Below are 23,383 nucleotides of genomic sequence, written 5' to 3'. Positions count from 1 at the left end.
TAAAGTCGCTGGTTGTTAAACGAGCGAATCGCTTACGACCTTTTCTGTCTAGAACTGGTCGTGGGGATGACTGTGGTGAATCCCGAAGGTGACCTTCGTCCTGAGCGGATACTTGAGCTGTCCGAACGGCTCAGCGCCGTGGCCGGGCAGCGCATTGGCGAGATCGCCACCGTCAACCGCATGGCCAAGATGTTGTCGATGAACGCGCTGATCGTCGCCGCCCGCGCCGGCGACGCCGGCAAGGGCTTCGCGGTCGTCGCCGAGGAGTTCAAGAAGATCTCCGACGAGATCGACGTCATCGCCGCGTCGCTGGAGAGCGAGGTCGGCGCGGACCTGCGGGAGCTGACCGCGGTCGGCGGCGGGATTCTCGAGCACCTGCACGGCCAGCGCCTGATCGACCTGGCGCTCAACGCCATCGAGATCGTCGACCGCAACCTCTACGAACGGACCTGCGACGTGCGCTGGTGGGCCACCGATCCGGCCGTGGTGGACTGCCTGGTCGAGCCCTCGGCGGAAAAGGCCCGCCACGCCAGCAAGCGGCTGGGGGTGATCCTCGACGCCTACACGGTCTATCTGGACCTGTGGATCTGCGACGCGGCGGGCCGGGTGGTGGCGACCGGGCGGCCGCAGCGCTACCCGAGGGCCGCCCACGCCTCGGTCGCCGGCGCGGCCTGGTTCCAGCAGGCGATGCGCACCGCCTCGGGCATGGAGTTCGCCGCCTGCGACATCCAGCAGGAGCCCGCCCTCGACCATTCGCCGGTCGCCACCTACGCGACCGCGATCCGCACCGGCGGCGACGCCAACGGCGAAGCGATCGGCGTGCTCGGCATCCACTTCGACTGGCGGCCGCAGGCGCAGGCCGTGGTCGACGGGGTGCGGCTGACCGACGGCGAGCGGGCGCGCTCGCGGGTGCTGATCCTCGACCAGGCCCACCGCGTGCTGGCGGCCTCGGACGGGCGCGGGGTGCTGAGCGAAACGGTGGCCATCGACGTCTCGGCCGGCCCAACCGGCTGCTACACCGACCGCGGCCTGACCATCGGCTACGCGCTCACCCCCGGCTACGAAACCTACGCCGGCATGGGCTGGTACGGCTGCGTCCAGCAGATGGCGGACGCAGGCGCCGGCCTGGCGAGCGTCGCGTCGGCTGAACCGGCGTCGCGCTCTGCCGCCTAGCGCGCGGCCTCGAACTCCGCTCCGAGGCGCCGATCGGCGCAGGCCGATTGGAAATCCTCGCCGTCATCCCGGACGGCCCGCAGGGCCGATCCGGGACCCAGGGTCGGTGCGCCCGGCCTGGGTCCCGGCTCTTCGACCCTTCGGCGGGGATGACGGCCGGTGCGGCGATCACGCGTCCTCGGGGATGCGGCGCTGGTATTCGGCCTCGGCGGCGTGCACCTCGGCCCAGAACTCGCGCGGCGCGTGGCCGGCGAGCAGGTCCTGCAGCAGGCCGACGTGGGCGTGCCAGCCGCCGGAGACGTCGACCATCGCGGCGCGGCTGGCGAGGTTGTGGTGGGTCAATGTCAGCAGGGTCCGTTCGCCGTCGGCCTGCAGTTCGAAGACGAGCTCGGCGCCCTCGCCGCCGAAGTAGAAGCCCAGCACATGCGGCGGTTCGAACCGGGTGAGGGTGCTGTGCTCGACCATGCCCTCGAACTGCGCGAAGCGTTCGGGCAACGGAGCGGTGGAGAGCTCGGAGTTGTGGAACGTAAGGGTAAGGGCGCCGCCGACCTTCGGCTCCAGCGGCCCGCCGGCGAACCAGCGACGCCGCAGCTCGGACTCGGTCAGATAGGACCAGACCTTGCCGATCGGCGCATTCAGCGTCCGCTGCAGGCGCACCGTGCGCGGCGCGACGACCTCGGCGTAGTCGTTCATGGGGTGTCTCCTTCGGTGAGGGCGAACTCCAGGGCGTCCAGACGGTCGCGCCAGAAGTGGGAATAGAAGCTCAGCCAGCGGTCGGCCTCGGCCAGTCCGGCGGCGTCGAGCGAGCAAAGGTGATGGCGGCCCTGCACGCGCCGGCGCACGAGGCCGGCGCGCTCCAGCGCCTTCACGTGCTTCGACGCGCCGGCGAACGACATCTCGTAGGGCGCGGCGAGCTCGCCGATCGTGCGCTCGCCGCCGGCCAGGGCGCGCAGCATGCCGCGGCGGGTGCTGTCGGCCAGCGCCTGGAACACGGCGTCCAGCTGCTCGGAATATTCTTCAACCATAAGGTTTAATATAGTCACCTGCGGCTATATGCTCAACCATTCAGTTCAGCGATTGCGGCCGGGGACGGGCGTTGACAAGCCTCGGCCGCGGCGCCATTTGCCAAGACATGATCCTCCGGGCCGGCCAATATTCGTTTTGGTACTTCGGCTATCCGACGCCCCTGGCGCCGGCAGAGGATCGTTTGGCCTAAGAGAAATCTCGAAAGCCGACCTTCCCGCAGCCGCCAGGATCTGGCGGCTTTTTTCATGGCCGCCGCCCGCCACTCACGGAACCCGCCATGCCTTCCAAGACCGACGACCTCCGCATCGAGCACCTCGAAGCGCTCGCGCCCCCCGCCCAGGTGATGGGCGAACAGCCCGCGTCCTCGCGCATCGAAGAGACGGTGAGCGGCGCGCGCGGGGCGATCCAACAGATCCTGCATGGTCCGGACGACCGGCTGCTGGTCGTCGTCGGGCCGTGCTCGATCCACGATCCGGACGCGGCGATGGACTACGCCCGGCGGCTGGCGGACCAGAGGGCGCGCCACGTTGGCGAGCTCGAGATCCTGATGCGGGTCTACTTCGAGAAGCCGCGCACGACGGTCGGCTGGAAGGGGCTGATCAACGATCCGCGGCTGGATAACAGTTTCCGCATCGACGAGGGACTGCGGCTGGCGCGCCGGTTGCTGCTCGACATCAACGCCCTCGACCTGCCGGCGGCCTGCGAGTTCCTCGACTTGATCACCCCGCAATACCTGGCCGACCTGGTGGCCTGGGGGGCGATCGGCGCGCGCACCACCGAGAGCCAGATCCACCGCGAGATGGCTTCCGGGCTGTCGTGCCCGGTGGGCTTCAAGAACGGCACCAACGGCGACGTGAAGATCGCCGTCGACGCGGCGCTGGCGGCGCAGCACCCGCACCACTTCCTGGCGGTCGACAAGCAGGGGCGGGCGGCCATCGCCGCCACCCGCGGCAACGCCGACGGCCATGTGGTGCTGCGCGGCGGGGCCAAGCCGAACTACGACGCCGAGAGCCTGGCTGCGGCGGCGGGCGAACTGGCCAAGGCCGGCCTGCCGACCCGGCTGGTGGTCGACGCCAGCCACGCCAACAGCGGCAAGAACCCCGCCAACCAGCCGCAGGTGATCGCCGACCTTTGCGCCCAGGTCGTCGCCGGCGCGCCGAACCTGATGGGCGTGATGATCGAAAGCCACCTGGTGGCGGGCCGCCAGGATCTGGTCGCCGGGCGCGACCTGACCTACGGCCAGTCGATCACCGACGGCTGCGTCGGCTGGGAGACCACCGAGCAGCTGCTGGAGGAGCTGGCCGCGGCCGTGCGTACGCGGCGCGCGGCGGCCCCGGCGGCGTCGGCGCTGGCCTCAAGCTGCTGAGCTGTTGGTCCAGGCGGCGACGTCGCTGAGCACCTTGGCGACGGCGTCGTTGTAGGCGACGACGATGGCGGAGACGCGGTTGCGCTCCGCCGGAACCGCGGCCTCGAAGAGTCGCTCGCTGGCCGGACTGCGGTTCGGGCCGCCGGCCAGCGTGGCGCGCACCCGCACCAGAACCACCGGGGTGCGGCCTTCGCCGTAGTGGGTCTCGAAGTTGCGGACGTCGAGCCGCAGCAGGTAGGCGCCGCGCGCCGGCTCGCCCCGCGGCAGTAGTCTCACCCGGCCCGGCGCGGAATCGAAGGCGGCGGACACCGCGGCGTCGAACAGGATTTCGGCCGGCGCGACCCAGCGTGAGCGGGAGATGTAGGCCGCGCGTTCGCCGGTGACGGTGAGGATGCGGTCGCCGGCGGCCTCCCGCTGGAACTGCGCCGGGGCGCGGAACACGTTGATCGGCTCGGTGCGCGGCGGCGACGCGGCGGTCGGAACACCGAAGCGGTAGAGTTGGGCGGGCTTGGTCTTCGGCACCAGCGAGATGCAGCCGGCGAGGCTGAGCGCCAGGAGGCCCGTCACCGCGAACCGGAGCAGCTGGGGAGGTCTCATGGCTTCACCTTCATTTCCTCGCCGGCCGGCTTGCCGAGGGTTCCTGTCGGACTGGCTTGAATGTCGTTCACGAGCCGCTGCAGCGCCTGGGCCGCCTGCTGCAGCTCGACCACCGACGCGGTGACCTGCGGCAGGCCGTTGGTCGCGAAGTCAGAGGTCGGACCTTCCAGCTTGTCCATCAGCGCCCGGGCCGATGCGGTGGTCGCCTTGGCCTCCTCGGCGGCGTCGGCGAGATTCTTGATCGTGCGGCGGCCGTCGCCGTTCAGGATGTCGTTGGCGTCGGCGCTGAGCTTGGTGATCTGCTCGGCCGCCGCGTTGATGTCCTGCATCGCCTTCTGGGCGTCGGCGATGATCGACTTGCGCTGGCGCGCCTCGGCGGTGATCGCCTCGGCGTCGGAGACCGCGGCCGAGAATTTCTTGATGTTCTGGTCGGACAGCACCCGATTGACCCGGTCGAGCGCCTCGATGGTGCGGGTCAGAACCGTGCCGCCGCCTTCCAACAGGTCGGACAGGGTGCTCCGCTGGCTGCGGATCACCGGGATCTGGTCCTTCGGCACGGTGTCCTTCAACAGCGGCTTGGATGGCGAGCCGGCGGTGATCTGCACGTAGTTCACCCCGGTGATGCCTTGCGGCTCGAGGGTGGCGAAGGAGTCCACCTTGATCGGCACGTCCGAGGTCACCCGAACCCGGGCGATGACCCGCGACGGGTTTGTGCGGTCGAGCGCGATCTTCGTCACCTCGCCGACCTTGATGCCGTTGAAGTGCACTTCGCCCCCCTGGCTCAGGCCGCGGACCGGTCCCTGGAACAGGATGTCGTAGGTGTCGTAGTCGCGGGTGAACTGCAGCCGGGCCAGCCAGACCACGAAGATCACCAACCCCACGAACAGGATCAGCGATGAGGCGCCCACCAGGGCGTAGTTGGCGTTCTTTTCCATCAGGCGTTGGTCCCCGCCCCAGCGGCCGCCGCGCGGCCACGGGGTCCTAGGAAGTACTCGCGGATCCAGGGATGGTCCGACTTTTCGAGCTCGTGCACCGGCGCGGTGGCCACCACCTTCTTGTCGGCGATGACGGCGACGCGATTGGTGATCGCGTAGAGGGTGTCGAGGTCGTGGGTGATCATGAAAACGGTCAGGTCCAGGCTCTCCGACAAGTCGCGGATCAGCTCGTCGAAGGCCGAGGCGCCGATAGGGTCGAGGCCGGCGGTGGGCTCGTCGAGGAACAGCAGTTCGGGGTCGAGCGCGAGCGCCCGGGCCAGGCCCGCGCGCTTGCGCATGCCGCCGGAGAGTTCGGCCGGCTTCAGCGCGCCGGCGTCCGGCCTAAGGCCGACCAGGGCGATCTTCAGGTCGGCGAGCTCGTGAACCTGCCGCTTGCTGAGCTCGGTGTGTTCGAGCATCGGCGCGGCGACGTTCTCGCGCACCGTCAGGTTGGAGAACAGCGCGCCCTGCTGGAACAGCACGCCCCAGCTGCGGTTGATGGCGTCCCAGCGCTTGCGCGAGGCGTGCTGCAGATCCTGGCCGAGCACCCGAATCGTGCCGGCCTGCGGCCGCCGCAGGCCGATGATGCTGTTGAGCAGCACCGACTTGCCGGCGCCGGAGCCGCCGACCACGCCCATGATCTCGCCCCGGCGCACGGTCAGGTCGAGGTGGTCGTGCACCAGGTGGTCGCCGAAGGCGTTGACCAGGCCTTGCACCTCGATCGCCGGGCCCTCGCCTTCGAGCAGGTCGTCGTCCGCCGACGGTTGGGTGTGCGCAGGGCCGCTCAAATGCCGAGCTCCATGTAGACCAGGGCGAAGGCGGCATCGATCAGGATGATGGCGAAAATGGCGTGGACCACCGCGGCGGTGACCCGCTGGCCGAGCGATTCCACGTCGCCGCCGACCTCCAGCCCCTGGCGGCAGCCGATCCCGGCGATCACCGCGGCCATCACCGGCGCCTTGGAGAGCGCCACCCAGAAGTGCTGCGCCCCGACATTGTCGACGATCCGCTGGAAGAAGAAGGACGGGCCGAGGCCCAGCACGCTCCAGGTCACCACCAGGCCGCCGAACAGGCCGGCCACGGTGGCCACGAAGGTGAGCAGCGGAATCGTCAGCAGCAGCGCGCCGAAGCGCGGGAAGACCAGCGCCTCGTAAGGGTCGACGCCCAGCACCTGCATGGCGTCGATCTCCTGCTGCATCTTCATCGAGCCGATCTCGGCGGCGAAGGCCGAGGCCGAGCGGCCGGCGAGCAGCACGGCGGTGATGATGATGTTGAACTCGCGGGTGACGGCGATGCCGATCAGCTCCACGGCGAACACCTGGGCGCCGAACTGGCGCAGCATGTTGGCCCCGAGCAGGCCCACGACCGCGCCGATGAAGAAGGAGGTGGTGGCGACGATCGGCAGGGCGTCGAAACCGGCCCGTTCCATCAGATTGACCAGCGCCGGCCAGCGGATCCGCCGCGGATTGGCGATCGCGCGCATCACCACCACCAGCAGGTGGCCGAGGAAGACCATGGTCTCGGTCGCCTCGAGCGCCATGTCGACGACGCCCTTGCCGATCCGCACCGTCAGCGACGACAGGCTCGGCGGCGCGGCCGGCGGGGTGGGCTCGGCGGCGCCGGCCTGGCGGACCAGCTGCAGCAGGCGAAGGCTTTCCGGCCGGGCCTCGATGCGGCCGAGGGCGAAGTCCTCGCCGACCGCCCGCAGGATGGCGTAGGCGCCGGCGGTGTCCATCCGGTGCACGCGCCGCAGGTCGAGGGTCACGTCAGGGGCGCTCTGCACGGCTTCGGCGAGGGCGGTGTCCGCGCTTCCCAGCTGAGTCGCCGTCCAGTCGCCGCTGAAGGACAGTTGCGGACCTTGCGCCGAGGTGCTGAGGCTGAATTCGGCCGGTCTATCCATCAGCGCGAGCAAACTCCGTGGCCGGGGCGAGCGAGCGGCCACCCGTTGCGCCCGCCGCGAGTTCCACGTTTAGCAAAGGCAGCGCTCCCGGCGAACGCGATACGGCGCCGGTTGTTCCGCTCCAGGTTCCGTCGAGCTGCGCGCGACATACGGCCACGGTCTCGCACAGGTCGAGCTTGTGGCCAAGTTGGGCCACCTTTTGGCCTCAGTCCGACCGGATGCATGGCGGTCACGACGCTGCCGCGGGTCGCCCGCGAGCCGATGAAATAGGGTGGAGAGTTGCTTTGAGCCGCCAGATCGAATTCGCCGGCAAATCCGGCGCCCGTTACCGCTACACGCCGCTCGACGAGGGGCGCTTCGTGCCCCCTGCGGGCGCCAACTACATCATCGCCGAGCTGACGCCCGACGGCCCCAGCGTCGTCTATGCGGGTGAAACCGACAACCTGGCGAATCAGGCGTGGCGCGCGGCGCTCGACGAGGCGCGAAAGACCCATGCGCAGGCGCGCGTGCTGACCCGGCTGAACGTCACCCGGGCGGTGCGCGAGGCCGAGCGGGCCGACCTGGTCGAGCAGTACCATCCGCCGATGAACGAGACCCACTGACGCGCGCCGTCGCGCCGCCGCGGATCCCGGCCGGCGGACTCGGGCGTTTCAAGGAGGCGGCCGCAAGTCCGCCTGGAAGTCGTCATGTTCGCCATGGTCATGACCGCGCCGAAGACGCCTCTGGCGCCGCAACGGCGGCCTGATCCGCAGCCGGGGCCAGGCGAGGTCCGGCTGCGCGTGCTGGCCTGCGGCGTCTGCCGCACCGATCTGCACCAGGTCGACGGCGAGCTGCCGCAACGGCGGCCCGCGGTCGTCCCCGGTCACGAGATCATCGGGCGGGTGGAGGCCTTGGGCGCCGAGGTCGCCGGCGTCGCGCTGGGCGACCGATTGGGCGTGCCCTGGCTCGGCGAGACCTGTGGGCGCTGCCGCTACTGCTGCGATGGGGAGGAGAACCTCTGCGACCGACCCGGCTTCACCGGCTGGACCCGCGACGGCGGTTACGCCGACGTGGCGATCGCACGGGCCGACTACTGTCTGCCGATTCCGCCGGGCTACGCCGACGCCGAAGCCGCGCCGCTGATGTGCGCCGGCCTGATCGGCTACCGCGCCTGGCGCAAGGCCTGCGAGGGCCGGCCGGTGGTTCGGCTCGGGCTCTACGGGTTCGGCGCAGCGGCCCATTTGCTGGCCCAGCTGGCGGTCTGGTCCGGCCAGCAGGTCTACGCCTTCACCCGATCGGGCGACGCGGTGGCGCAGGGTTTGGCGCGGCGGCTCGGCTGCTGCTGGGCCGGCGGCTCGGAGCAGCCGCCGCCCGAGCCGCTGGATGCGGCGATCATCTTCGCGCCGGCGGGCGGCCTCGTGCCGCTGGCGCTGCAGGCGGTGCGCAAGGGCGGGGTGGTGGTCTGCGGCGGGATCCACATGAGCGACATCCCGAGCTTCCCCTATGCCTGGCTGTGGGAGGAGCGCCGCCTGCTCTCCGTGGCCAACCTGACCCGGCAGGACGGGCGCGAGTACCTGCCGCTGGCGGCCAGGGCCGGGGTGAGGGCGCAGGTCACCACCTATCCGCTCGTCCAGGCCAACGCCGCGCTCGACGCTCTGCGCCGCGGCGCGGTCTCGGGGGCGGCCGTGCTGACGCCGTGAGGCAACCGAGCGTCGCCGTCGGCGTTCACCACCGCTCCCGCCTAGCCAAGCTTTCCTGAGCGCCAGATGAACGGCGCAGACGGACGACGGTCAGGCTTGGTGGTGCAGAGTGACGTCAGTTTCGAGGAGAGTGATGATGAAGAAGATGGTTATCGCCGCCCTGGCGGCGACCACGGCGATCACCGGCGTGATGACGTCGGGCGTCGCCGCCGCGCAACCCGCTCATTACGACCGCGGCTATGACCGCGGCCACGACCGCCGGGACCTGGAGCGCGAGCATCGCCGCGAAGACCGCCAGCTGGATCGCCGGCAGCAGCACGAGATGCGGCAGTACGATCGGGATGACCGGCGGGCGCGTCAGAACTGGAGCCGCTGGTATCATCAGGACCGTTGGTCCAAGGGCCACCGCTACTACGGCGGCAAGTACGGCTACAGCGGCTACCGCGGCCATTGGAAGACCGGCGAGCGCTATCCGTACTGGCGCGACAACGGCTACGTGATCAACGACTACCGCGCCTATCGCCTGCCGCCGCCGCGGACCGGCTATCGCTACTACCGCGACGACAACGGCGACATCGTCATGGCCGCGATCGCCTCGGGCGTGATCGGGCTGATCATCGGCAGCCAGCTGAACTAGGCCGGGAAGGGGCGGCGCGCAGGCGCCGCCCCGCACCCGCGATTGCGACTGGCGGGGCGCGCCCGCCTGGTGGTAGGCGCATCCCCCATGTCGCAGACCACCATCTGGCTCGAGATCTCCCATCACGCCGCCTTCCGCGTCGGCGGCTGGGCCTTTGTGCGTCGCGAGCCGGATGGCGCGCTCGTCGGCTACGCCGGGGGCGAGCGGCGGATCGAGGCCGAGCGTACGGCGCTCGCCGCGCTGATCGCGGCCCTGAAGGACCTGGGCCCGAAACCGGTCCGCATCCTGACCGCTTCAGCCCCGATCGCGGCGATCCCGGCGCGGATCAAGGCCGCGCAGGCCGGTGAGGACCCGCCGACCGACAATCTCGACCTCTGGGCGCAGGCCATGACCGCGCTCGGCGGTGGCAATGTCGAGCTGGCGCGCGCGCCGACCGGCGACCGGACCACCGCCTTCGCCGCCGCCTGGGCCGAACTCGGGCGTGACCGGGCCAAGGACAAGGGGCCGTTCACCTCCGCCATCCCCAAGCCGAACCTGGCGAAATCGGGCGCTTGAGATTTCGGCGGCGGCGTAACCCTTCGCGTTTGCGAAAAAGAACGACGCACTCCAAGCTGTTCAGCGAACACGACTCCTTGTGCGCATGTCCCAACCAACCTCGATTTCGACGCTGCGATTCGCTCTGCGCATGGCGAATGGCTTCATCATGGACATGTTGCGGGCCTACCGCAGCCAGCGCGATTTCACCGACGCCTTGATCCTGGCGACCCTCGTGCAATGCAACTCGGCCCCGGTGTCCGCCGATCCTGTCCTGCAGCGCCGCTACGCGACCTTTGGCGCGACGGCGCCGGAGAGCCTGCGGCGGGCGATCAGCATCAACGCCATCGCCAGCTCGCTCGACCTGCCGTTCGAGACCGTGCGCCGCCGCGTCAAGCGGCTGATCGCCGACGGGGCGTGCGAGGTGGTGCCTGAGGGGATTCGCCTCGTCGATGCGACGCTGCACTCGGCCCATCACCGAATCGCCCTCGAGGGGACCTACGAGACGGTGCGCGCGCTGTACTGGCGGCTGAAGCACAACGACTGCCTGCAGCTCATGGACCTACCGCAGAGCCATGGCCCTGGCTGGTCGAATGACGATCCGCCGGTGCGCATCGTCTGGCGCGCCGCGTCGGACTATCTGCTCCGGATGATGGAGCACCTGCTGCCGAACTTTCCCAGCCTGTCGCGGGCCTTCATCGTCCTGGGGGTGTTCCGCCTGAACACCGAAGGGCTGCCGGACATGATGCGGGGCGGCGAGGGGATTCTGCCCGAGGACCACGTGCCGGACGCCTACCGCAAGCCGGCGCGCGCCAGCGAGGTCGCTGCGATGCTGGGCCTGCCGCACGAAACGGTGCGTCGCCACCTCGCCGCCTTGATCGAGGAAGGCCGCTGCGTGCGGGTGCGCGACGGTTTCGTCGTGCCGGCGGAGACCCTCGCGCGGCAGAACGTCGTCAACGCCTGGGGCGCCAACTTCCGCCACTTGACGCGGATGTTCGCCGTGCTGTCGGAATTGGGCGTCCTGGGTCTGTGGGACGCCGAGATGGCGGCGGAATCGACCGCCGCCTGAGGCCGTTTAGCGGCTGGCCCGATCGACCACCACGCCGACGCCGGCGCCCACCGCCGCGCCGATCGGCCCGCCCACCACCAGTCCGGCCGCAGCACCGGTCGCCGCGCGTTGCTCGGTGTTGTGGCCGCAGGCCGCCAGCGCCAGGCAGGCGATCGCCACGCCGAAGAGAGTCGAGAAATTGCGCATAGAGCCCCCGTACCTGAACCGTCGAACCGGCTTGACCATGAGATTGGGTCAAATTTCCGGCAGGTAAAGGAACTGCGTTACTCTGCCGCTTGGGTCGCAGCCGCTGGGATCGCCGCCCCGGCGACGCGGCGCCGACGCAACACGCGGGCCTGCCGCTTCTTCCACCAGATCACCACGCCGGTGACGCTGAGCGCGGCCACCACCGCGCCGGTGAGCGACATCAGGATCCGCCCCGGCACGCCGAGGATTCGGCCGGAATGCAGCGGGAACTGCGCTTGCACGAAGATGTCCGCGGCCGTGCCCTTCCAGGGCTGGCGCTCGCCGAGCAGGCGGCCGTCGACGCCGTCGAAATAGAGCGCGGCTGGACCGACGCCGCCGGCGCCATGGTCGGCGCCCGGCTGGAAGAACGAGACGCCGTAGATGCCGAACTCCGGCGAATAGAAGACGCTGCCGGCAGGGTCCTTCCAGCCGCGCCGTTCGGCCTCCGCCCGAGCGCTGGCGATCACCGGCGCATAGGCGACCTTGGGGACGACCGGGTCATGGTGGCTGCGCGGCGTGCGCTGGTCGAACGGCGTCGGGGTGACCTGGGAGACCTTCGACATCACCGGATAGAAGACCTCGCTGTAGAGGTTCAGCGAGAAGGCGGTGAAGGCCACGGTGAACAGCACGCCCCACAGCCACAGGCTGAAGGCGCGGTGGATGTCGAAGTTGATGCGGTAGGCGCTGCCGGAGGTCTTGATCTTCCAGGCCGGCTTCCAGCGGCTCCAGAAGCCGCGCCAGCCGCCGCCCTTGCCGGGGGGCAGGGTCAGGTAGAAGCCGACGAAGCAGTCGAGGGTCCAGAGCAGGGCGATCGCGCCCATCAGCCAGACGCCCCAGCGGTCGATGCCCCACATCTCGGGAATGTGCAGGCTGTAGTGCAGCACATAGAGGAAGGAGACGAAGCTCTCCGTGGTGATCGGCCAGACCGCGCCCCAGTTGCGCCGGCCGAGCTCGGCGCCGGTGACCGGATCGAGGAACACCTGGTTGTAGCCGGGCTCGATCTGACGCTTCGTCTGCGGATCGACCCGGCCGGTGACGCCGAACCCGAGGGATTCGCCCGGTTCCGGCGCGAGCGGCAGGAAGGTGACCTGCACCCGCGGGTCGCGGGCCTCGATCTCGGCCGCCAGCTTCAGCGTGGACTGCGGCGCGCCGTCGGTGGTCGCGTGCATCAGGTGCGGATTCAGCAGATCGTCGAGCTCGTGATCCCACGAGATCACCGCGCCGGTGACGCCTGAGATGAACAGGAACCCGGCCATGAGCAGCCCGACCCAGCGGTGCAGAAAGCCGAAGTACGGGCGCAGGGTCATGGGCAGTCTCACGTGTCCAGGGCGAATGGGGCCTATAGCAGGTAGCGTATGTTGTTGCGAGTCGTTTGCAATCGCAAGAGGTGCTAGGCGCGGACGGCCCCGGGAGTCATCCTGCAGCCGGCGGCAGGAGACGGCCCATGCCGATGCACACGGTCGAGGGCGGCGGCGGCGTTCAGCTTCACGTGCGCGATTGGGGCGATCCCGGCGCGCCGCCGATCCTGTTCCTCCACGGCTGGTCGCAGCATCACCTGTGCTGGGCGAAGCAATTCACCAGCGAGTTGAGCGACAGCTTCCGCATCATGGCGATGGACCTTCGCGGTCACGGCCAATCCGATGCGCCGCTGGAGGCGGCGAACTATACGACCGGCGTCCTGTGGGCCGACGACGTCGCCGCGGTGATGGCATCGCTAGGGCTGGCAAAGCCGTTGCTGGTCGGCTGGTCGTACGGCGGGCTCATCATCGGCGACTACCTGCGCAAGCACGGCGGGTCGGCGATCGCCGGGATCAATCTGGTCGCGCCGGCGATCGGGATCGGGCCGGCCTGGTTCGGCCCCTTTATCGGCCCGGCGTTTCTGGATCACGCGCCGGCCGCTTGCTCGGGCGATCAGGCGGTGGCCCTGCCGGCCATCCAGGCGTTCCTGCGCGCCTGCCTGGTCAAGCCGGTGGCCGCCCGAGATCGTGAGCTGGCGATCGGCTGGACCATGCTGGTGCTCCCCGAGGTCCGCGCCGGCCTGCTCGCCCGCGACGAGGATTTCCGCCCCGAGTACGCGAAGTTCAGCAAGCCGATGCTGGTGAGCTACGGGGCGGCGGACACCGTGCTGCTGCCGGCGACGGCGCAGGCGCTGAAGGCGGCGGCCCCCGGGTGCCGGCTGTCGGAGTACCCGGACGTGGGCCACGCGCCGTTCTTCGAGGAGCCGGCCCGCTTCAACCGTGAACTTGCGGAGTTTGCGCGGGACGCCTTCGCGCAGAGCTGAGCGCGGTTCGTCCCGGAGGCGCAGGGCGCGCCCCGGGGCGAAGCTGGCTCAGGCGCGCGCGCCGCGGCCGAACAGCCGGCTTTTCAGGACGGTGTAGCTGGCGTCGACGCCGACTTCGCGCTGGGCCAGCTCGACATCGCCGGCCGGACGGGTACGGCGCAGGTCGAACTCGACGTCGCGCTGGGCGAACTTCCAGCGGCCGTCCTCCTTGCGGTACTGGTCGACGTAGCGGACCGCTTGCAGATCCTCGAGCAGGCCGCCCTTGCCGTCCGGCAGGACGTGATAGGCCAGCGCCCAGACCTCGCCTTCGGCGGTCTCGCCGTCGATGACCGAGATCAGGTGGTTGCAGACGTGGTGGCCGCTGTAGGGCATGTACGGCATCGAGCGCTCGAGGAAGTCGCAGTAGTCCTTCGCCGTGCCCTGGAAGAACTTCCCGTGGAAGTCCATGCCGTCCTGCGTATAGAGCGAGCGCAGCAGTTCCGGGTCCTTGCGGTCGACCCCGCGCGAGTAAAGCAGCGCCAGTTCGCGGATCTCATCCTTGGCGATCAGGGTCGCCAGGGCGTCTTGAGCTGAGCTCATGTTTCCTCCGGATGTTTTGAATGCTGGCGGCGGCCTCAGTCGGCCGTGATGCCCTTGTCGATGTTGATGCTGGCGCCGTGGTAGGCGGCCGAGGCCGGGGTGGCGAGGAAGGCCACCAGCTCGGCGACCTCATCGACCTCGACCAGGCCGCGCAGCGGGTTCACCCGGCCGAACAACGCCCGGTCGAAGTCCTCCGGCAGGCGCATGTTGCGGGCGATGTTGGTCATCATCCCGCCCGGCGCGACCGCGTTGAAGCGGATCGGCTTGTGCATGAACTCCATGGCCAGCGCCTTGGTCATATGGCTCAGGCCGGCCTTGGTCGCGCAGTAGGCCGCCGAATAGGCCTGAGCCTTGTGCGCCGCGCAGGAGGTGACGTTGACCACCGCGCCGTCAGCTTCCAGCAGGTGCGGGATCGCCGCCTGGATCAGGTAGAAGGGCGCCGACAGGTTCACCGCCAGGGTCTTCTCCCAGGACGCCGCGGGCATGTCGGCGGCATGCTCGGTGATCAGGATGGCCGCGACGTTGCACAGGGCGTCGAGCCGCCCGAACGCCTCGACCGCGGCGGTCACCGCGGCCGTGCAGTTCTCGCGCTCGGACAGGTCGGTCGCCCGCACCAGGGCTTTCACGCCGTGCGCGCGCGCCGCCGCGGCGGTCTCTTCCAGCCGGGCGGCGTCGATGTCGACGAGGCAGACGTCGGCGCCGGCCTGGGCCAGCCGCAGCGCGGTGGCGGCGCCCAATCCGCCGGCGGCCCCGGTGACGAGCGCGGCGCGGCCCTTCATGTCGCTGGGCTGGGGCATGGGCGTTCCTCTGGCTTGTGGTTGGGTTGAGTTTCGACAGCCCTGTGGGACATTGCAAGCCGACCCGCGTCAAGCATCGCCCTGGCGGGGTCTTGCCGTCTCGTCACGTCGGACCCTAAAGCCGGATATGACCTCGCCGAAAGCCGCCCCGCGCAAACGCCACAAGACGTTCGAGGCCACCCACCAGGAGCTGATCGAGACCGCGGTCCGGCTGATTTCGGAGCAGGGGGCCGGCTCGCTGTCGATCGCGGCGGTGGCGCGGGCGATGGGCATCGACCGGACGACGGTCTACTACCACTTCGCGGGGCGCGAGGACCTGCTGGCCGCGGTCAAGGCCTGGTCTTCGGAGCAACTGGCCAAGGCGTTCCGGCCGGAGGCCAGCCAACAGGAGCGGATCGACTACACGACCCGCTACGTGCTGGAGAATCCGGAGCTGATGAAGCTGTGGATGGACGACTTCCTGGCCGGCGCCGACATCCGCAAGAGCTATCCCTTCTGGGACCAGCTGGTGGAGGGGGTGCGGGCCGACGCCTCCTATCAGGGCGGGGAGGCGGTCGACGCGGAGATCTACTGCGTGAACCTGCTGACCAGCTCGATCATCGGTCCGCGGGTGTTCCGCAACAGCGTCTCGCCAGGCGACGACAACGAGACCGTGGTGAGGCGTTTCCGCGACGAGCGCCGGCGGGTGCTGCGGCTGAGCTCGCTGCTGAAGGAGTAGGGAGCGCGAACGCCCCCTCAGTCCGCTGCGCGGACAGCTCCCCCGCAAGCGGGGGAGCATCTTCGGCCCAGATCCTCCACCGCGCAGCGGGGGAGGTGGATCGCGCGAAGCGCGAGACGGAGGGGGCGTTAGGCCGCCTGAGCCTACGCCGCCCGCGCCGCGTTGGCCGCGCTGAGGATCGCCCGCACCGAGGCGGTCGCCACGTCGGCGTCGACGCCGACCCCGAACACCACGCCGCCGGTCTTGGTGCGGCACTGCACGTAGGCCGCGGCCTGGGCGTCGCCGCCCGAGCCGATGGCGTGCTCCTGGTAGTCGACGACATCGAGCGCCAGGCCGCAGCCGCTCTCCAACGCCGCCAGGCAGCTGGAGATCAGGCCGTTGCCGCGGCCCTCGATGGTCTGCGGCTTGCCCTCGACGCGCAGGTCGCCGACGAACACCCGCTGCTGGTCGGCCCGCGAGGCGCCGGTCTCCTCGAAGCCGATCAGCTCGATCGGCTGGCCGGGCGTCAGGTGGTAGGCGCGCTCGAACGCCGCCCAGATGTCGGCGGTGGTCAGCTCGCGGCTGGTCTCGTCGGCCAACTGCTGGACCACGCGGCTGAAGTTGGCCTGCATCGGCTTGGGCAGCTTCAGGCCCTTGTCCTGCTGCAGCACCCAGGCGACGCCGCCCTTGCCCGACTGCGAGTTGACGCGGATCACCGCCTCGTAGCTGCCGCCGATGTCCGCCGGGTCGATCGGCAGATAAGGCACGTCCCACAGCTGGTCGTTGCGCTTGGACTGGGCCTCGAAGCCCTTCTTAATGGCGTCCTGGTGGCTGCCGGAGAAGGCGGTGAACACCAGCTCGCCGGCGTACGGGTGGCGCGGGTGGACCGGCAGCTGGTTGCAGTACTCGACGGTCTTCACGACCGTCTCCATGTCGGAGAAATCCAGGCCCGGCGTGACGCCCTGGGTGTAGAGATTCAGCGCCAGGGTCACCAGGTCGACGTTGCCGGTGCGCTCGCCGTTGCCGAACAGGCAGCCCTCGACCCGGTCGGCGCCGGCCATCACCGCCAGCTCGGCGGCGGCGACCCCGGTGCCGCGGTCGTTGTGCGGGTGGACCGAGATGATCACGCTGTCGCGCCGCGAGAGGTTGCGGCACATCCACTCGATCTGGTCGGCGTAGATGTTGGCGCTCGCCGCCTCGACGGTCGCTGGCAGGTTCAGGATCACCGGCTTCTCGGGCGTCGGCTGCAGCACGTCCATCACCGCCTCACAAACCTCCAGGCTGAAATCCAGCTCGGCGGTGGAGAAGGTCTCAGGGCTGTATTCGAAGCGCCAGTCAGTGCCCGGGCGCTTCTCGGCCTGCTCGCGCAGGATGCTGACGCCCTCGACGGCCAGCGCCTTCACGCCGGCGCGGTCCAGGTTGAAAACGATGTTCCGCCAGGCCGGCGAGACAGCGTTGTAGAGGTGGATGACCGCGGTCCGCGCGCCCTCCAGGCTCTCGAAGCTCTTCTCGATCAGGTCGCGCCGCGACTGCGTCAGCACCTGGATGACAACGTCGTCGGGGATGCGGTTCTGCCGGATCAGGCCCTGGATGAAGTCGAACTCGGTGGCGCCGGCCGAGGGGAAGCCGACCTCGATCTCCTTGAGGCCGACCTTCACCAGCAGGTCGAAGAAGCGCTGCTTCTTCTCGGCGTTCATCGGATCGGCGAGCGCCTGGTTGCCGTCGCGCAGGTCGGTGGACAGCCAGCGCGGGGCCTGGGTGATGGTCTTCGACGGCCACTGGCGGTTGGGCAGGTCGACTTGCGGGAAGGGGCGGTATTTGACCGAAGGGTCACGCAGCATCGGGTGCAGCTCTCGTTGAGAGGCGAATCTGAATTTTGTGGGGCTGGCGCGTCGCCGCCGGACAGCCGTCTAGATCCGGCGGCCGCCGGTAAGTCGCGCACGCGCGCGCAGTAGAGCTGCGAAGCTGCTAGCCATCCGCGGGCTTTTAGCGAGGGTCGCGGCGAAAGGCTAGGGGGACGGGGCGCGCTTTAATCGCGCGTCATCCCGGCCGGAGCGTTGCGGAGAGCTGGGCCCCAGGGCGGCGGGCACGACCCCTAGGTCCCGGATCGGCCTTGCAGGCCGTCCGGGATGACGGAGTTTCTTCGGGGCGACAGGACTTCCCGCCTAAGCCGCCATCTGCTCCAGCGCTTCCCAGCGAGTGACCTTGAACTTGCGGCTGCCGTCGAACTCGACGACCGCGGCGCCCTGCAACTGGGTGAGCATGCGCGAGACCGTCTCGATGGTCAGGCCGAGGTAGTCGGCCATGTCCTGACGGCTCATCGGCATCTGCACCCGCTCGGCCGGCTCGCGCTGGGCCAGGCCCATCAGGAAGCTGGCGACCTTCTCGCAGGCGGTCTTGCGGCCGAGCACCAGCAGGTGCTCCTGGGTCCGCTCGAGTTCGCGGCGCGCGGCCTCCCAGATCGCCCGATCGAGGTGGCCGTCGCCGGCGAAGGCCCGCAGCGCCGAGCGGCGCACGACCATCACCGTGGAGGGGCAGATCGCCTCGGCCGAGAAGCGGTGGATTGCGTGGGTCTCCAGGCCGATCAGGTCGCCGGGATAGTAGAAGCAGCCGACCTGGCGGCGGCCATCGCTCAAGAGGCGGGTGGTGCGCACCGCGCCGGAGACCAGCAGGTGCACGAGGTCGGCGTCCTCGTCCTGGGCGAAGATCTCCTCATCCTTGGCGTAGTTCATCTTCACGCCCAGACGCTCCATCACCTCGGCGATGGCGAGCGGCGCGGCGTGGCTTTCAGTGTCGTAGGCGAGGGTCATCGCGGTTCCTTCCAAGCGATGCCTGAAAGGTGCCGGACGGCGGCGCTTGGCGGTATTCGGGAGGGCCCCCTAAGTAGCCGTACGGAGGGCGGAGCCGAACGCTTTCATTCCTGTCATCCCGGCCGCAGCGCCGCGGAGAGCCGGGACCCAGCGGCGGCGCACGGCCCCTGGGTCCCGGATCGGCCTTGCAGGCCGTCCGGGATGACGGAGGAATTGGCTCAGGACTGCGCCAGCAGCACCATCCGCACCAGCTCCGACAGGCCGCGGGCGCCGCTCTTGGACATGACGTTGGCGCGGTAGACCTCGACGGTGCGCGGGCTGATGCCGAGCTCGTGGGCGATCACCTTGTTCAGCTTGCCGGCGACGACGCCGTCGAGCACCTCGTGCTCGCGCGGCGAGAGGCTGTCGAGCACTCGGCGGATGCGCTCGCGCTCGGCCTGCTCCTCGTCGCTCTGGCGGCTCTCGGCCAGCGCCGAGCGGATCGCCGCCAGCAGGTGTTCCTCGTCGAACGGCTTCTCCAGGAAGTCGACGACGCCGGCCTTCATCGCCTCGACCGCCAGCGGCACGTCGCCGTGGCCGGTGATCATGATGATCGGCAGCGGCGCCTCGCGCGCCTTCAGCCGGCGCACCAGCTCCAGGCCGTTCATTTCCGGCATCCGCACGTCGGTGACGATCACGCCCCCGTTGGCCGCGTCGAAGGTCTCAAGGAAGCGCGTCGCGGACTCGTAGGTGCGGGCGGTCAGGCCCGAGGCGTCGAGCAGGAAGGCGAGGGATGCGCGCATCGCCTCGTCGTCGTCGATCACATGCACGACCGGCTCAGTCATTCGGCTCAAGCTCCTCCTTGCGGACGGCGCGCAGGGTGAAGCGGAAGACGGTGCCGCCTTCCGCGCGCGGCTCGGCCCAGATCCGTCCGCCGTGGGCCTCGACGATGGTGCGCGAGATCGACAGGCCGACGCCCATCCCCGTCGCCTTGGTGGTCATGAACGGCTGGAACAGGTGCGCGGCGAACTCCGGCGCGATCCCGGGACCGGTGTCGGCGACGCTGACCTCGATCATGTCGTCGGCCGCGGCGCGGGCGGCGACCACCAGCTCGCGCCGTGGGCTGTCCTCCATCGCGTCGATGGCGTTGCGCATCAGGTTCACCACCACCTGCTGGATCTGCACCTTGTCGGCCAGCACCAGGTCGTCTTGCGGGATGTCGAAGCGCAGGTGCACCTCCTTGGCCCCGAACATCGCCAGCGCGCCGGCTTCCTCGAGCAGCTTGGGCAGGCTCTCGATGCGCCGCTCGGACTCGCCCTTGGCGACGAAGTCGCGCAGCCGGCGAATGATCTGGCCAGCCCGCAGCGCCTGGTCGCCGGCGCTCGACAGGGCGCCGCGGATCTTGCCGAGATCCGGCGGATCGGCCGCCAGCAGCCGCTCCGAGCCCTTCACATAGTTGGCGATCGCCGCCAGCGGCTGGTTCAGCTCATGCGCCAGCGCCGAGGCCATCTCGCCGAGCGCGGTGAGGCGCGAGACGTGCACCAGCTCGGTCTGCATGTCCTGCAGCCGCCGCTCGGCGGTGTGGGTTTCGGTCAGGTCGCTGACGAAGCCGGTGAACAGCCGCTGGCCGCCGGAGTGCACCTCGCCGACCGACAGTTCCATCGGGAAGGTCGAGCCGTCCTTGCGCTCGCCGACCACCACCCGGCCGATGCCGACGATCCGCCGCTCGCCAGTCCGCTTGTAGCGGTCGATGTAGGAGTCGTGCTGCTCGCGGTAGGGCGACGGCATCAGCATCGCGACGTTGCGGCCGACCGCTTCGGCGGCGGTCCAGCCGAACAGCCGCTCGGCCGCGGCGCTGAACGAGCGCATCACCCCCTTGTCGTCAATGACGACCATCGCGTCGGGGACGGTGTCGAGGATCGACTGCAGGTGCGCCTCGCGCTCCTCCAGCCGCCGCAGCGCTTCGAACGCCTGGGTCGAGCGCAGATTGTGCCGCTGGCCGGCCAGGCCGAAGGCGGGACCGAGCACCAGGAACAGCAGGGCGTCGATCAGGTTCGCCCGGTCGCTGACCAGCGCCTCGCCGCTGAGCAGCGCTGTCGCCAGCAGGCTGAGCCCGGTCGCCAGCATCGCCGGCGTCATGCCGCCGATCGCCGCGGCGAAGATCACCGCCGGCACGAAGATCACCATCAGGGTGCGCTCGTGGAACACCGGCTCGAGCGCCAGCCGGAAGCCGATGGAGATCAGGGTCGCCAGCACCGCCAGCACCAGGGCGAACCAGCGATGCGCACGGATCCGTTCGACGAGCCGGCGTGGCGGAGCGGGCGGGGCGCGGGACGTCATGAGCCAAGGGTTTAAGCCGCCGGGCGGGCTTTTTGAAGCGCGACCGTGGACGGCAACCCGGCTGGGGCTTGCGGGTTACGGTGGCGACGTAACGCCACAAAGGAGCGGACATGCCCCACAAGCAGACGGAAGCCGAGGCCAAGCGCGCCTTCACCCACGGTTCGGGCGGCGCGAACGCGGACATGGCGGTGGAAGGCTCCCCGAAGCCCGAGGACCGTCACATCGAGGCCCCGCACGCCCGCCCGGCCGCACCGCTGCCCGAGGGCGAGAAGTGCGACCAGCTGGCCGACAAGAACGCCAAGGCCGAGAGCCACCAGGAAGCCCTGCTCGACGAGGCGATCGAAGAAACCTTCCCGAGCAGCGACCCGATCAGCCCGAAGCACATCACCTGAGCGACAACCCCTTCGTCATCCCGGCCGGAGCGTAGCGGAGAGCCGGGACCCAGGGGCGGGTGCGCGCGGCTCCTGGGTCCCGGATCGGCCCTTCAGGCCGTCCGGGATTCGGGTTTTTGCTAAGCGTCTCAGGCCAAGTCCGGCATCTGCGCCAGCAGCTTGTCGAGCGTGATCGGATAGTCCCGCACGCGGACGCCGGTGGCGTTGTGGATGGCGTTGGCGATCGCCGCGCCGACCCCGCAGATGCCGAGCTCGCCGACGCCCTTGGCCTTCATCGGCGAGGAGGTCGGATCGACCTCGTCGAGGAAGATCACCTCCTGGTGCGGGATGTCGGCATGCACCGGCACCTCGTAGCCGGCGAGGTCGTGATTGACGAAGAAGCCGGCGCGCTTGTCGACCACGAGATCCTCCATCAGCGCCGCACCGACGCCCATGGTCATCGAGCCGATCACCTGGCTGCGTGCGGACTTCGGGTTGAGGATGCGGCCGGCGGCGCACACCGCCAGCATGCGGCGGACGCGGACCTCGGCCGTCGCGGCGTCCACCGCGACCTCGACGAAATGGGCGCCGAAGGTCGCCTGCCGGTACTTGCGCTGAAGCTCGCCGAACTCGATGGCGTCCGCGGCGACCAGGCCGGCGGCCTGGCTGAGCGGCGCGCTCTGCGCCCCGGAGCGGATCTGGCCGCCCACGAACTCCGCCGTCGCCGGGTCGAAGCCCAGCTTCTGCGCGACCGCCTCGCGCAGCTGGGTGCAGGCGGCGTAGACCCCGGCGGTCGAGCTGTTCGCGCCCCACTGGCCGCCGGAACCGGCGGAGACCGGGAAGGTCGAGTCGCCGAGCCGCACGACGACCTTGTGCAGCGGCACGCCCATCATCTCGGCCGCGGTCTGGGCGATGATGGTGTAGCTGCCGGTGCCGATGTCGGTCATGTCGGTCTCGACCGTGACCACGCCGCGCTCGTCGAGGCGCACCCGGGCGGCCGACTTCTGCGCGGGCGCGCCGCGGTAGGCCCCGGCGACGCCCAGGCCGACCAGCCAGCGGCCGTCGCGGACCTGGGCGGGCCTGGCGTTGCGCTGGCTCCAGCCGAACCGCTGAGCGCCGAGGCCCAGGCACTCGACGAACTGCCGCTGCGAGAACGGCCGCTGCGGCTGCTCGGGATCGACCTGGGTGTCGTTGCGGATGCGCAGTTCGACCGGATCCAGGCCGAGCTTCTCGGCCAGCTCGTCGATCGCCGCCTCCAGCGCCATCATGCCGGTGGCCTCGCCCGGCGCGCGCATGGCGTTGGCCTCGGGCAGGTCGAGCGCCGCCAGCCGCGTGGCGGTCATCCGGTTGGCGCCGGCGTAGAGCGCGCGGGTCTGGGCCACCGAGCCGTCGGCCTTGCCGCCGGGCAGGTCGCCGGACCAGTTCTCGTGGGCGATGGCGGTGATCTTGCCGTCGCGGGTCGCGCCGATGCGGATCCGCTGGATGGTCGCCGGCCGGTGGACCGTATTGTTGAACATCAGCGGCCGGGTGAGCGCGACCTTCACCGGTCGCTTCGCGGCGCGCGCGCCGAGCGCGGCCAGTAGGGCGTCGGCGCGCACGAACAGCTTGCCGCCGAAGCCGCCGCCGATGAACGGCGAGCTCACGCGCACCTTCTCTTTCGGGATGCCGAGGGTCGCGGCCGCGTCCAGGCGGCCCCAGTTGATCATCTGGTTGGAGGTCCACAGCGTCAGTTCGTCGCCGGTCCAGGCGGCGATGCTGGCGTGCGGCTCCATCATCGCGTGGGCCTGGTCGGGGGTGGTGTAGGTCGCGTCGAGCTTCACCGGCGCGGCGGCGAACGCCGCGTCGAAGTCGCCGACGGCGGTGTCCGGCGGGCCGGCGGTGATCCGCGCCGGTTTGATCGCCGTGTCCTTCTGCGCGGCGAGGTCGAACCGGCCCTCGGCCGTCACATAACTCACCCGCACCAGCTGGGCGGCGGCGCGCGCCTGCTCGAAGGTCTCGGCGACCACCACGGCGACCGCCTGGTGGTAGTGGTCGATCTCCGGGCCGCCGAGCAGCCGGGCGGTGTTGCGGTCGGCCTTGCCGAGCGGGCCGGCGTTGTCGGCGGTGACGATGGCCAGCACGCCGGGGGCGGCCCGGGCGCGCGTCAGGTCGAGGGCGGAGATCCGGCCCTTGGCGATCGCGGCGCCGACCACATAGCCGTAGGCCTGCTTCGGCGAGACGTCGTGCCGCTCATAGGCGTAGGCGGCCGCGCCGGTGGTCTTCAGCGGACCGTCGATCCGGTCCACCGGCTGGCCGACTACCTTCAGCTGGTCGATCGGATTGGTGGTCGCTGGCGTGTCGAACTTCATC

General features: G+C 70.0%; 25 protein-coding genes and 1 pseudogene. 11 read left to right on the top strand and 15 right to left on the bottom strand.

Annotation, left to right across the window (positions count from 1 at the left end):
• The first annotated feature begins 75 nt into the window (after nucleotides 1-75).
• Nucleotides 76-1,173, top strand: a complete 1,098-nt coding sequence (locus ACSQ14_RS11040) for a methyl-accepting chemotaxis protein (RefSeq protein ID WP_436012615.1) — start codon at nucleotides 76-78, stop codon at nucleotides 1,171-1,173.
• Nucleotides 1,174-1,341: 168 nt separating this feature from the next.
• Here ACSQ14_RS11040 and ACSQ14_RS11035 read toward each other — a convergent pair whose 3' ends face one another.
• Both ACSQ14_RS11035 and ACSQ14_RS11030 read right to left on the bottom strand, forming a co-directional pair.
• Nucleotides 1,342-1,866: an SRPBCC family protein gene (locus tag ACSQ14_RS11035; protein WP_436012613.1), complete on the bottom strand. Its 525-nt coding sequence runs from the start codon at nucleotides 1,864-1,866 to the stop codon at nucleotides 1,342-1,344.
• A complete protein-coding gene (locus tag ACSQ14_RS11030; RefSeq protein WP_436012611.1) occupies nucleotides 1,863-2,198 on the bottom strand; it encodes an ArsR/SmtB family transcription factor in 336 nt (111 codons plus the stop codon). Before ACSQ14_RS11030 ends, ACSQ14_RS11035 begins: the two co-directional genes overlap by 4 nt.
• A 278-nt stretch (nucleotides 2,199-2,476) precedes the next feature.
• Here ACSQ14_RS11030 and ACSQ14_RS11025 point away from each other — a divergent pair, with 278 nt between their 5' ends.
• Nucleotides 2,477-3,565 (top strand): 3-deoxy-7-phosphoheptulonate synthase, encoded by a 1,089-nt coding sequence (locus ACSQ14_RS11025; RefSeq protein ID WP_436012609.1) that lies wholly within the window; start codon nucleotides 2,477-2,479, stop codon nucleotides 3,563-3,565.
• Here the strand turns inward: ACSQ14_RS11025 and ACSQ14_RS11020 are convergent.
• From ACSQ14_RS11020 to ACSQ14_RS11005, 4 genes are read right to left on the bottom strand one after another with little or no spacing between them, the layout of a single operon-like run.
• On the bottom strand, nucleotides 3,554-4,162 hold the full coding sequence (locus ACSQ14_RS11020) for an ABC-type transport auxiliary lipoprotein family protein (protein WP_436012607.1): 609 nt from the start codon (nucleotides 4,160-4,162) through the stop codon (nucleotides 3,554-3,556). The two genes, ACSQ14_RS11025 and ACSQ14_RS11020, sit on opposite strands and share 12 nt — an antisense overlap.
• Nucleotides 4,159-5,097 (bottom strand): MlaD family protein, encoded by a 939-nt coding sequence (locus tag ACSQ14_RS11015; RefSeq protein WP_436012605.1) that lies wholly within the window; start codon nucleotides 5,095-5,097, stop codon nucleotides 4,159-4,161. The genes ACSQ14_RS11020 and ACSQ14_RS11015 overlap by 4 nt, the downstream gene beginning before the upstream one ends.
• On the bottom strand, nucleotides 5,097-5,924 hold the full coding sequence (locus tag ACSQ14_RS11010; RefSeq protein ID WP_436012603.1) for an ABC transporter ATP-binding protein: 828 nt from the start codon (nucleotides 5,922-5,924) through the stop codon (nucleotides 5,097-5,099). The genes ACSQ14_RS11015 and ACSQ14_RS11010 overlap by 1 nt, the downstream gene beginning before the upstream one ends.
• Nucleotides 5,921-7,036 (bottom strand): MlaE family lipid ABC transporter permease subunit, encoded by a 1,116-nt coding sequence (locus tag ACSQ14_RS11005; RefSeq protein WP_436012601.1) that lies wholly within the window; start codon nucleotides 7,034-7,036, stop codon nucleotides 5,921-5,923. Before ACSQ14_RS11005 ends, ACSQ14_RS11010 begins: the two co-directional genes overlap by 4 nt.
• 284 nt (nucleotides 7,037-7,320) lie before the next feature.
• Here ACSQ14_RS11005 and ACSQ14_RS11000 point away from each other — a divergent pair, with 284 nt between their 5' ends.
• The 5 genes from ACSQ14_RS11000 to ACSQ14_RS10980 all read left to right on the top strand — a co-directional run bounded on the left by ACSQ14_RS11000 (nucleotide 7,321) and on the right by ACSQ14_RS10980 (nucleotide 10,955).
• Nucleotides 7,321-7,638, top strand: a complete 318-nt coding sequence (locus tag ACSQ14_RS11000; protein ID WP_436012599.1) for a hypothetical protein — start codon at nucleotides 7,321-7,323, stop codon at nucleotides 7,636-7,638.
• An 84-nt stretch (nucleotides 7,639-7,722) separates the two neighbouring features.
• Nucleotides 7,723-8,715 carry a zinc-dependent alcohol dehydrogenase family protein gene (locus ACSQ14_RS10995; RefSeq protein WP_436012597.1) on the top strand — a complete coding sequence of 331 codons (993 nt, stop codon included), beginning with the start codon at nucleotides 7,723-7,725 and terminating at the stop codon, nucleotides 8,713-8,715.
• Between the two features lie 136 nt (nucleotides 8,716-8,851).
• The gene (locus ACSQ14_RS10990; RefSeq protein ID WP_436012595.1) at nucleotides 8,852-9,352 is read left to right on the top strand and encodes an RcnB family protein; all 501 of its coding nucleotides are present in this window, start codon (nucleotides 8,852-8,854) and stop codon (nucleotides 9,350-9,352) included.
• Nucleotides 9,353-9,439: 87 nt separating this feature from the next.
• A complete protein-coding gene (locus tag ACSQ14_RS10985) occupies nucleotides 9,440-9,907 on the top strand; it encodes a ribonuclease H (RefSeq protein WP_436012593.1) in 468 nt (155 codons plus the stop codon).
• A gap of 130 nt (nucleotides 9,908-10,037) precedes the next feature.
• Entirely contained in the window at nucleotides 10,038-10,955 is a 918-nt protein-coding gene (locus ACSQ14_RS10980) for a hypothetical protein (protein WP_436012591.1), read from the top strand.
• A 6-nt stretch (nucleotides 10,956-10,961) separates the two neighbouring features.
• On the opposite strand, the gene ACSQ14_RS10975 is transcribed toward ACSQ14_RS10980, so the two are convergent.
• Together ACSQ14_RS10975 and ACSQ14_RS10970 are read right to left on the bottom strand one after the other, a co-directional pair.
• Entirely contained in the window at nucleotides 10,962-11,141 is a 180-nt protein-coding gene (locus ACSQ14_RS10975) for a hypothetical protein (RefSeq protein WP_436012589.1), read from the bottom strand.
• A gap of 77 nt (nucleotides 11,142-11,218) precedes the next feature.
• A complete protein-coding gene (locus tag ACSQ14_RS10970) occupies nucleotides 11,219-12,487 on the bottom strand; it encodes a PepSY-associated TM helix domain-containing protein (RefSeq protein WP_436012587.1) in 1,269 nt (422 codons plus the stop codon).
• A gap of 137 nt (nucleotides 12,488-12,624) precedes the next feature.
• On the opposite strand from ACSQ14_RS10970, the gene ACSQ14_RS10965 reads away from it, so the two are divergent.
• Nucleotides 12,625-13,461, top strand: a complete 837-nt coding sequence (locus tag ACSQ14_RS10965) for an alpha/beta fold hydrolase (protein WP_436012585.1) — start codon at nucleotides 12,625-12,627, stop codon at nucleotides 13,459-13,461.
• Nucleotides 13,462-13,509: 48 nt separating this feature from the next.
• Here the strand turns inward: ACSQ14_RS10965 and ACSQ14_RS10960 are convergent, their stop codons facing one another.
• Together ACSQ14_RS10960 and ACSQ14_RS10955 are read right to left on the bottom strand one after the other, a co-directional pair.
• A complete protein-coding gene (locus tag ACSQ14_RS10960; RefSeq protein WP_436012583.1) occupies nucleotides 13,510-14,040 on the bottom strand; it encodes a nuclear transport factor 2 family protein in 531 nt (176 codons plus the stop codon).
• Nucleotides 14,041-14,075: 35 nt separating this feature from the next.
• Nucleotides 14,076-14,837, bottom strand: a complete 762-nt coding sequence (locus ACSQ14_RS10955) for an SDR family NAD(P)-dependent oxidoreductase (protein ID WP_436012581.1) — start codon at nucleotides 14,835-14,837, stop codon at nucleotides 14,076-14,078.
• 127 nt (nucleotides 14,838-14,964) lie between these two features.
• Here ACSQ14_RS10955 and ACSQ14_RS10950 point away from each other — a divergent pair, with 127 nt between their 5' ends.
• A complete protein-coding gene (locus tag ACSQ14_RS10950; protein ID WP_436012579.1) occupies nucleotides 14,965-15,555 on the top strand; it encodes a TetR/AcrR family transcriptional regulator in 591 nt (196 codons plus the stop codon).
• A 143-nt stretch (nucleotides 15,556-15,698) separates the two neighbouring features.
• Here ACSQ14_RS10950 and leuA read toward each other — a convergent pair whose 3' ends face one another.
• The gene (gene leuA / locus ACSQ14_RS10945; protein ID WP_436012577.1) at nucleotides 15,699-17,375 is read right to left on the bottom strand and encodes a 2-isopropylmalate synthase; all 1,677 of its coding nucleotides are present in this window, start codon (nucleotides 17,373-17,375) and stop codon (nucleotides 15,699-15,701) included.
• Between the two features lie 191 nt (nucleotides 17,376-17,566).
• Between leuA and ACSQ14_RS10940 the strand changes: the two are divergent.
• Nucleotides 17,567-17,674 (top strand): annotated as a pseudogene (locus tag ACSQ14_RS10940) (hypothetical protein); the annotation flags it as partial.
• A gap of 25 nt (nucleotides 17,675-17,699) precedes the next feature.
• Here the strand turns inward: ACSQ14_RS10940 and ACSQ14_RS10935 are convergent.
• The 3 genes from ACSQ14_RS10935 to ACSQ14_RS10925 all read right to left on the bottom strand — a co-directional run bounded on the left by ACSQ14_RS10935 (nucleotide 17,700) and on the right by ACSQ14_RS10925 (nucleotide 20,663).
• Nucleotides 17,700-18,344 (bottom strand): helix-turn-helix domain-containing protein, encoded by a 645-nt coding sequence (locus ACSQ14_RS10935; RefSeq protein ID WP_436012575.1) that lies wholly within the window; start codon nucleotides 18,342-18,344, stop codon nucleotides 17,700-17,702.
• Nucleotides 18,345-18,562: 218 nt separating this feature from the next.
• Nucleotides 18,563-19,168, bottom strand: coding sequence for a response regulator FixJ (gene fixJ, locus ACSQ14_RS10930; RefSeq protein WP_436012573.1), 606 nt, complete (start codon nucleotides 19,166-19,168; stop codon nucleotides 18,563-18,565).
• The gene (locus ACSQ14_RS10925; protein ID WP_436012571.1) at nucleotides 19,161-20,663 is read right to left on the bottom strand and encodes a PAS domain S-box protein; all 1,503 of its coding nucleotides are present in this window, start codon (nucleotides 20,661-20,663) and stop codon (nucleotides 19,161-19,163) included. The genes fixJ and ACSQ14_RS10925 overlap by 8 nt, the downstream gene beginning before the upstream one ends.
• Before the next feature lie 110 nt (nucleotides 20,664-20,773).
• On the opposite strand from ACSQ14_RS10925, the gene ACSQ14_RS10920 reads away from it, so the two are divergent.
• Nucleotides 20,774-21,055, top strand: coding sequence for a hypothetical protein (locus ACSQ14_RS10920; RefSeq protein WP_436012569.1), 282 nt, complete (start codon nucleotides 20,774-20,776; stop codon nucleotides 21,053-21,055).
• A gap of 128 nt (nucleotides 21,056-21,183) precedes the next feature.
• Here ACSQ14_RS10920 and paoC read toward each other — a convergent pair whose 3' ends face one another.
• Nucleotides 21,184-23,382: an aldehyde oxidoreductase molybdenum-binding subunit PaoC gene (paoC, locus tag ACSQ14_RS10915; protein ID WP_436012567.1), complete on the bottom strand. Its 2,199-nt coding sequence runs from the start codon at nucleotides 23,380-23,382 to the stop codon at nucleotides 21,184-21,186.
• Between the last annotated feature and the right edge of the window lies 1 nt (nucleotide 23,383).

It is taken from the genome of Phenylobacterium sp. LjRoot219, from assembly GCF_964252995.1.
Taxonomy (GTDB): domain Bacteria; phylum Pseudomonadota; class Alphaproteobacteria; order Caulobacterales; family Caulobacteraceae; genus Phenylobacterium.
Note: the sequence above shows the minus strand (reverse complement) of the source record. Positions and strands in the feature narration are given on the sequence as shown.

What these genes read in the sequence shown, in the direction of transcription:
- paoC (WP_436012567.1), bottom strand. Translation starts at nt 23,382, where the DNA reads ATGAAGTTCGACACGCCAGCGACCACCAATCCGATCGACCAGCTGAAG.
- ACSQ14_RS10920 (WP_436012569.1), top strand. Translation starts at nt 20,774, where the DNA reads ATGCCCCACAAGCAGACGGAAGCCGAGGCCAAGCGCGCCTTCACCCAC.
- ACSQ14_RS10990 (WP_436012595.1), top strand. Translation starts at nt 8,852, where the DNA reads ATGAAGAAGATGGTTATCGCCGCCCTGGCGGCGACCACGGCGATCACC.
- ACSQ14_RS11025 (WP_436012609.1), top strand. Translation starts at nt 2,477, where the DNA reads ATGCCTTCCAAGACCGACGACCTCCGCATCGAGCACCTCGAAGCGCTC.
- ACSQ14_RS10975 (WP_436012589.1), bottom strand. Translation starts at nt 11,141, where the DNA reads ATGCGCAATTTCTCGACTCTCTTCGGCGTGGCGATCGCCTGCCTGGCG.
- ACSQ14_RS10980 (WP_436012591.1), top strand. Translation starts at nt 10,038, where the DNA reads ATGGCGAATGGCTTCATCATGGACATGTTGCGGGCCTACCGCAGCCAG.
- ACSQ14_RS10955 (WP_436012581.1), bottom strand. Translation starts at nt 14,837, where the DNA reads ATGCCCCAGCCCAGCGACATGAAGGGCCGCGCCGCGCTCGTCACCGGG.
- ACSQ14_RS11015 (WP_436012605.1), bottom strand. Translation starts at nt 5,097, where the DNA reads ATGGAAAAGAACGCCAACTACGCCCTGGTGGGCGCCTCATCGCTGATC.
- ACSQ14_RS10950 (WP_436012579.1), top strand. Translation starts at nt 14,965, where the DNA reads ATGACCTCGCCGAAAGCCGCCCCGCGCAAACGCCACAAGACGTTCGAG.
- fixJ (WP_436012573.1), bottom strand. Translation starts at nt 19,168, where the DNA reads ATGACTGAGCCGGTCGTGCATGTGATCGACGACGACGAGGCGATGCGC.
- ACSQ14_RS11005 (WP_436012601.1), bottom strand. Translation starts at nt 7,036, where the DNA reads ATGGATAGACCGGCCGAATTCAGCCTCAGCACCTCGGCGCAAGGTCCG.
- ACSQ14_RS10925 (WP_436012571.1), bottom strand. Translation starts at nt 20,663, where the DNA reads ATGACGTCCCGCGCCCCGCCCGCTCCGCCACGCCGGCTCGTCGAACGG.
- ACSQ14_RS10960 (WP_436012583.1), bottom strand. Translation starts at nt 14,040, where the DNA reads ATGAGCTCAGCTCAAGACGCCCTGGCGACCCTGATCGCCAAGGATGAG.
- ACSQ14_RS10985 (WP_436012593.1), top strand. Translation starts at nt 9,440, where the DNA reads ATGTCGCAGACCACCATCTGGCTCGAGATCTCCCATCACGCCGCCTTC.
- ACSQ14_RS10965 (WP_436012585.1), top strand. Translation starts at nt 12,625, where the DNA reads ATGCCGATGCACACGGTCGAGGGCGGCGGCGGCGTTCAGCTTCACGTG.
- ACSQ14_RS10935 (WP_436012575.1), bottom strand. Translation starts at nt 18,344, where the DNA reads ATGACCCTCGCCTACGACACTGAAAGCCACGCCGCGCCGCTCGCCATC.
- ACSQ14_RS11020 (WP_436012607.1), bottom strand. Translation starts at nt 4,162, where the DNA reads ATGAGACCTCCCCAGCTGCTCCGGTTCGCGGTGACGGGCCTCCTGGCG.
- ACSQ14_RS11030 (WP_436012611.1), bottom strand. Translation starts at nt 2,198, where the DNA reads ATGGTTGAAGAATATTCCGAGCAGCTGGACGCCGTGTTCCAGGCGCTG.
- leuA (WP_436012577.1), bottom strand. Translation starts at nt 17,375, where the DNA reads ATGCTGCGTGACCCTTCGGTCAAATACCGCCCCTTCCCGCAAGTCGAC.
- ACSQ14_RS11035 (WP_436012613.1), bottom strand. Translation starts at nt 1,866, where the DNA reads ATGAACGACTACGCCGAGGTCGTCGCGCCGCGCACGGTGCGCCTGCAG.
- ACSQ14_RS10995 (WP_436012597.1), top strand. Translation starts at nt 7,723, where the DNA reads ATGTTCGCCATGGTCATGACCGCGCCGAAGACGCCTCTGGCGCCGCAA.
- ACSQ14_RS10970 (WP_436012587.1), bottom strand. Translation starts at nt 12,487, where the DNA reads ATGACCCTGCGCCCGTACTTCGGCTTTCTGCACCGCTGGGTCGGGCTG.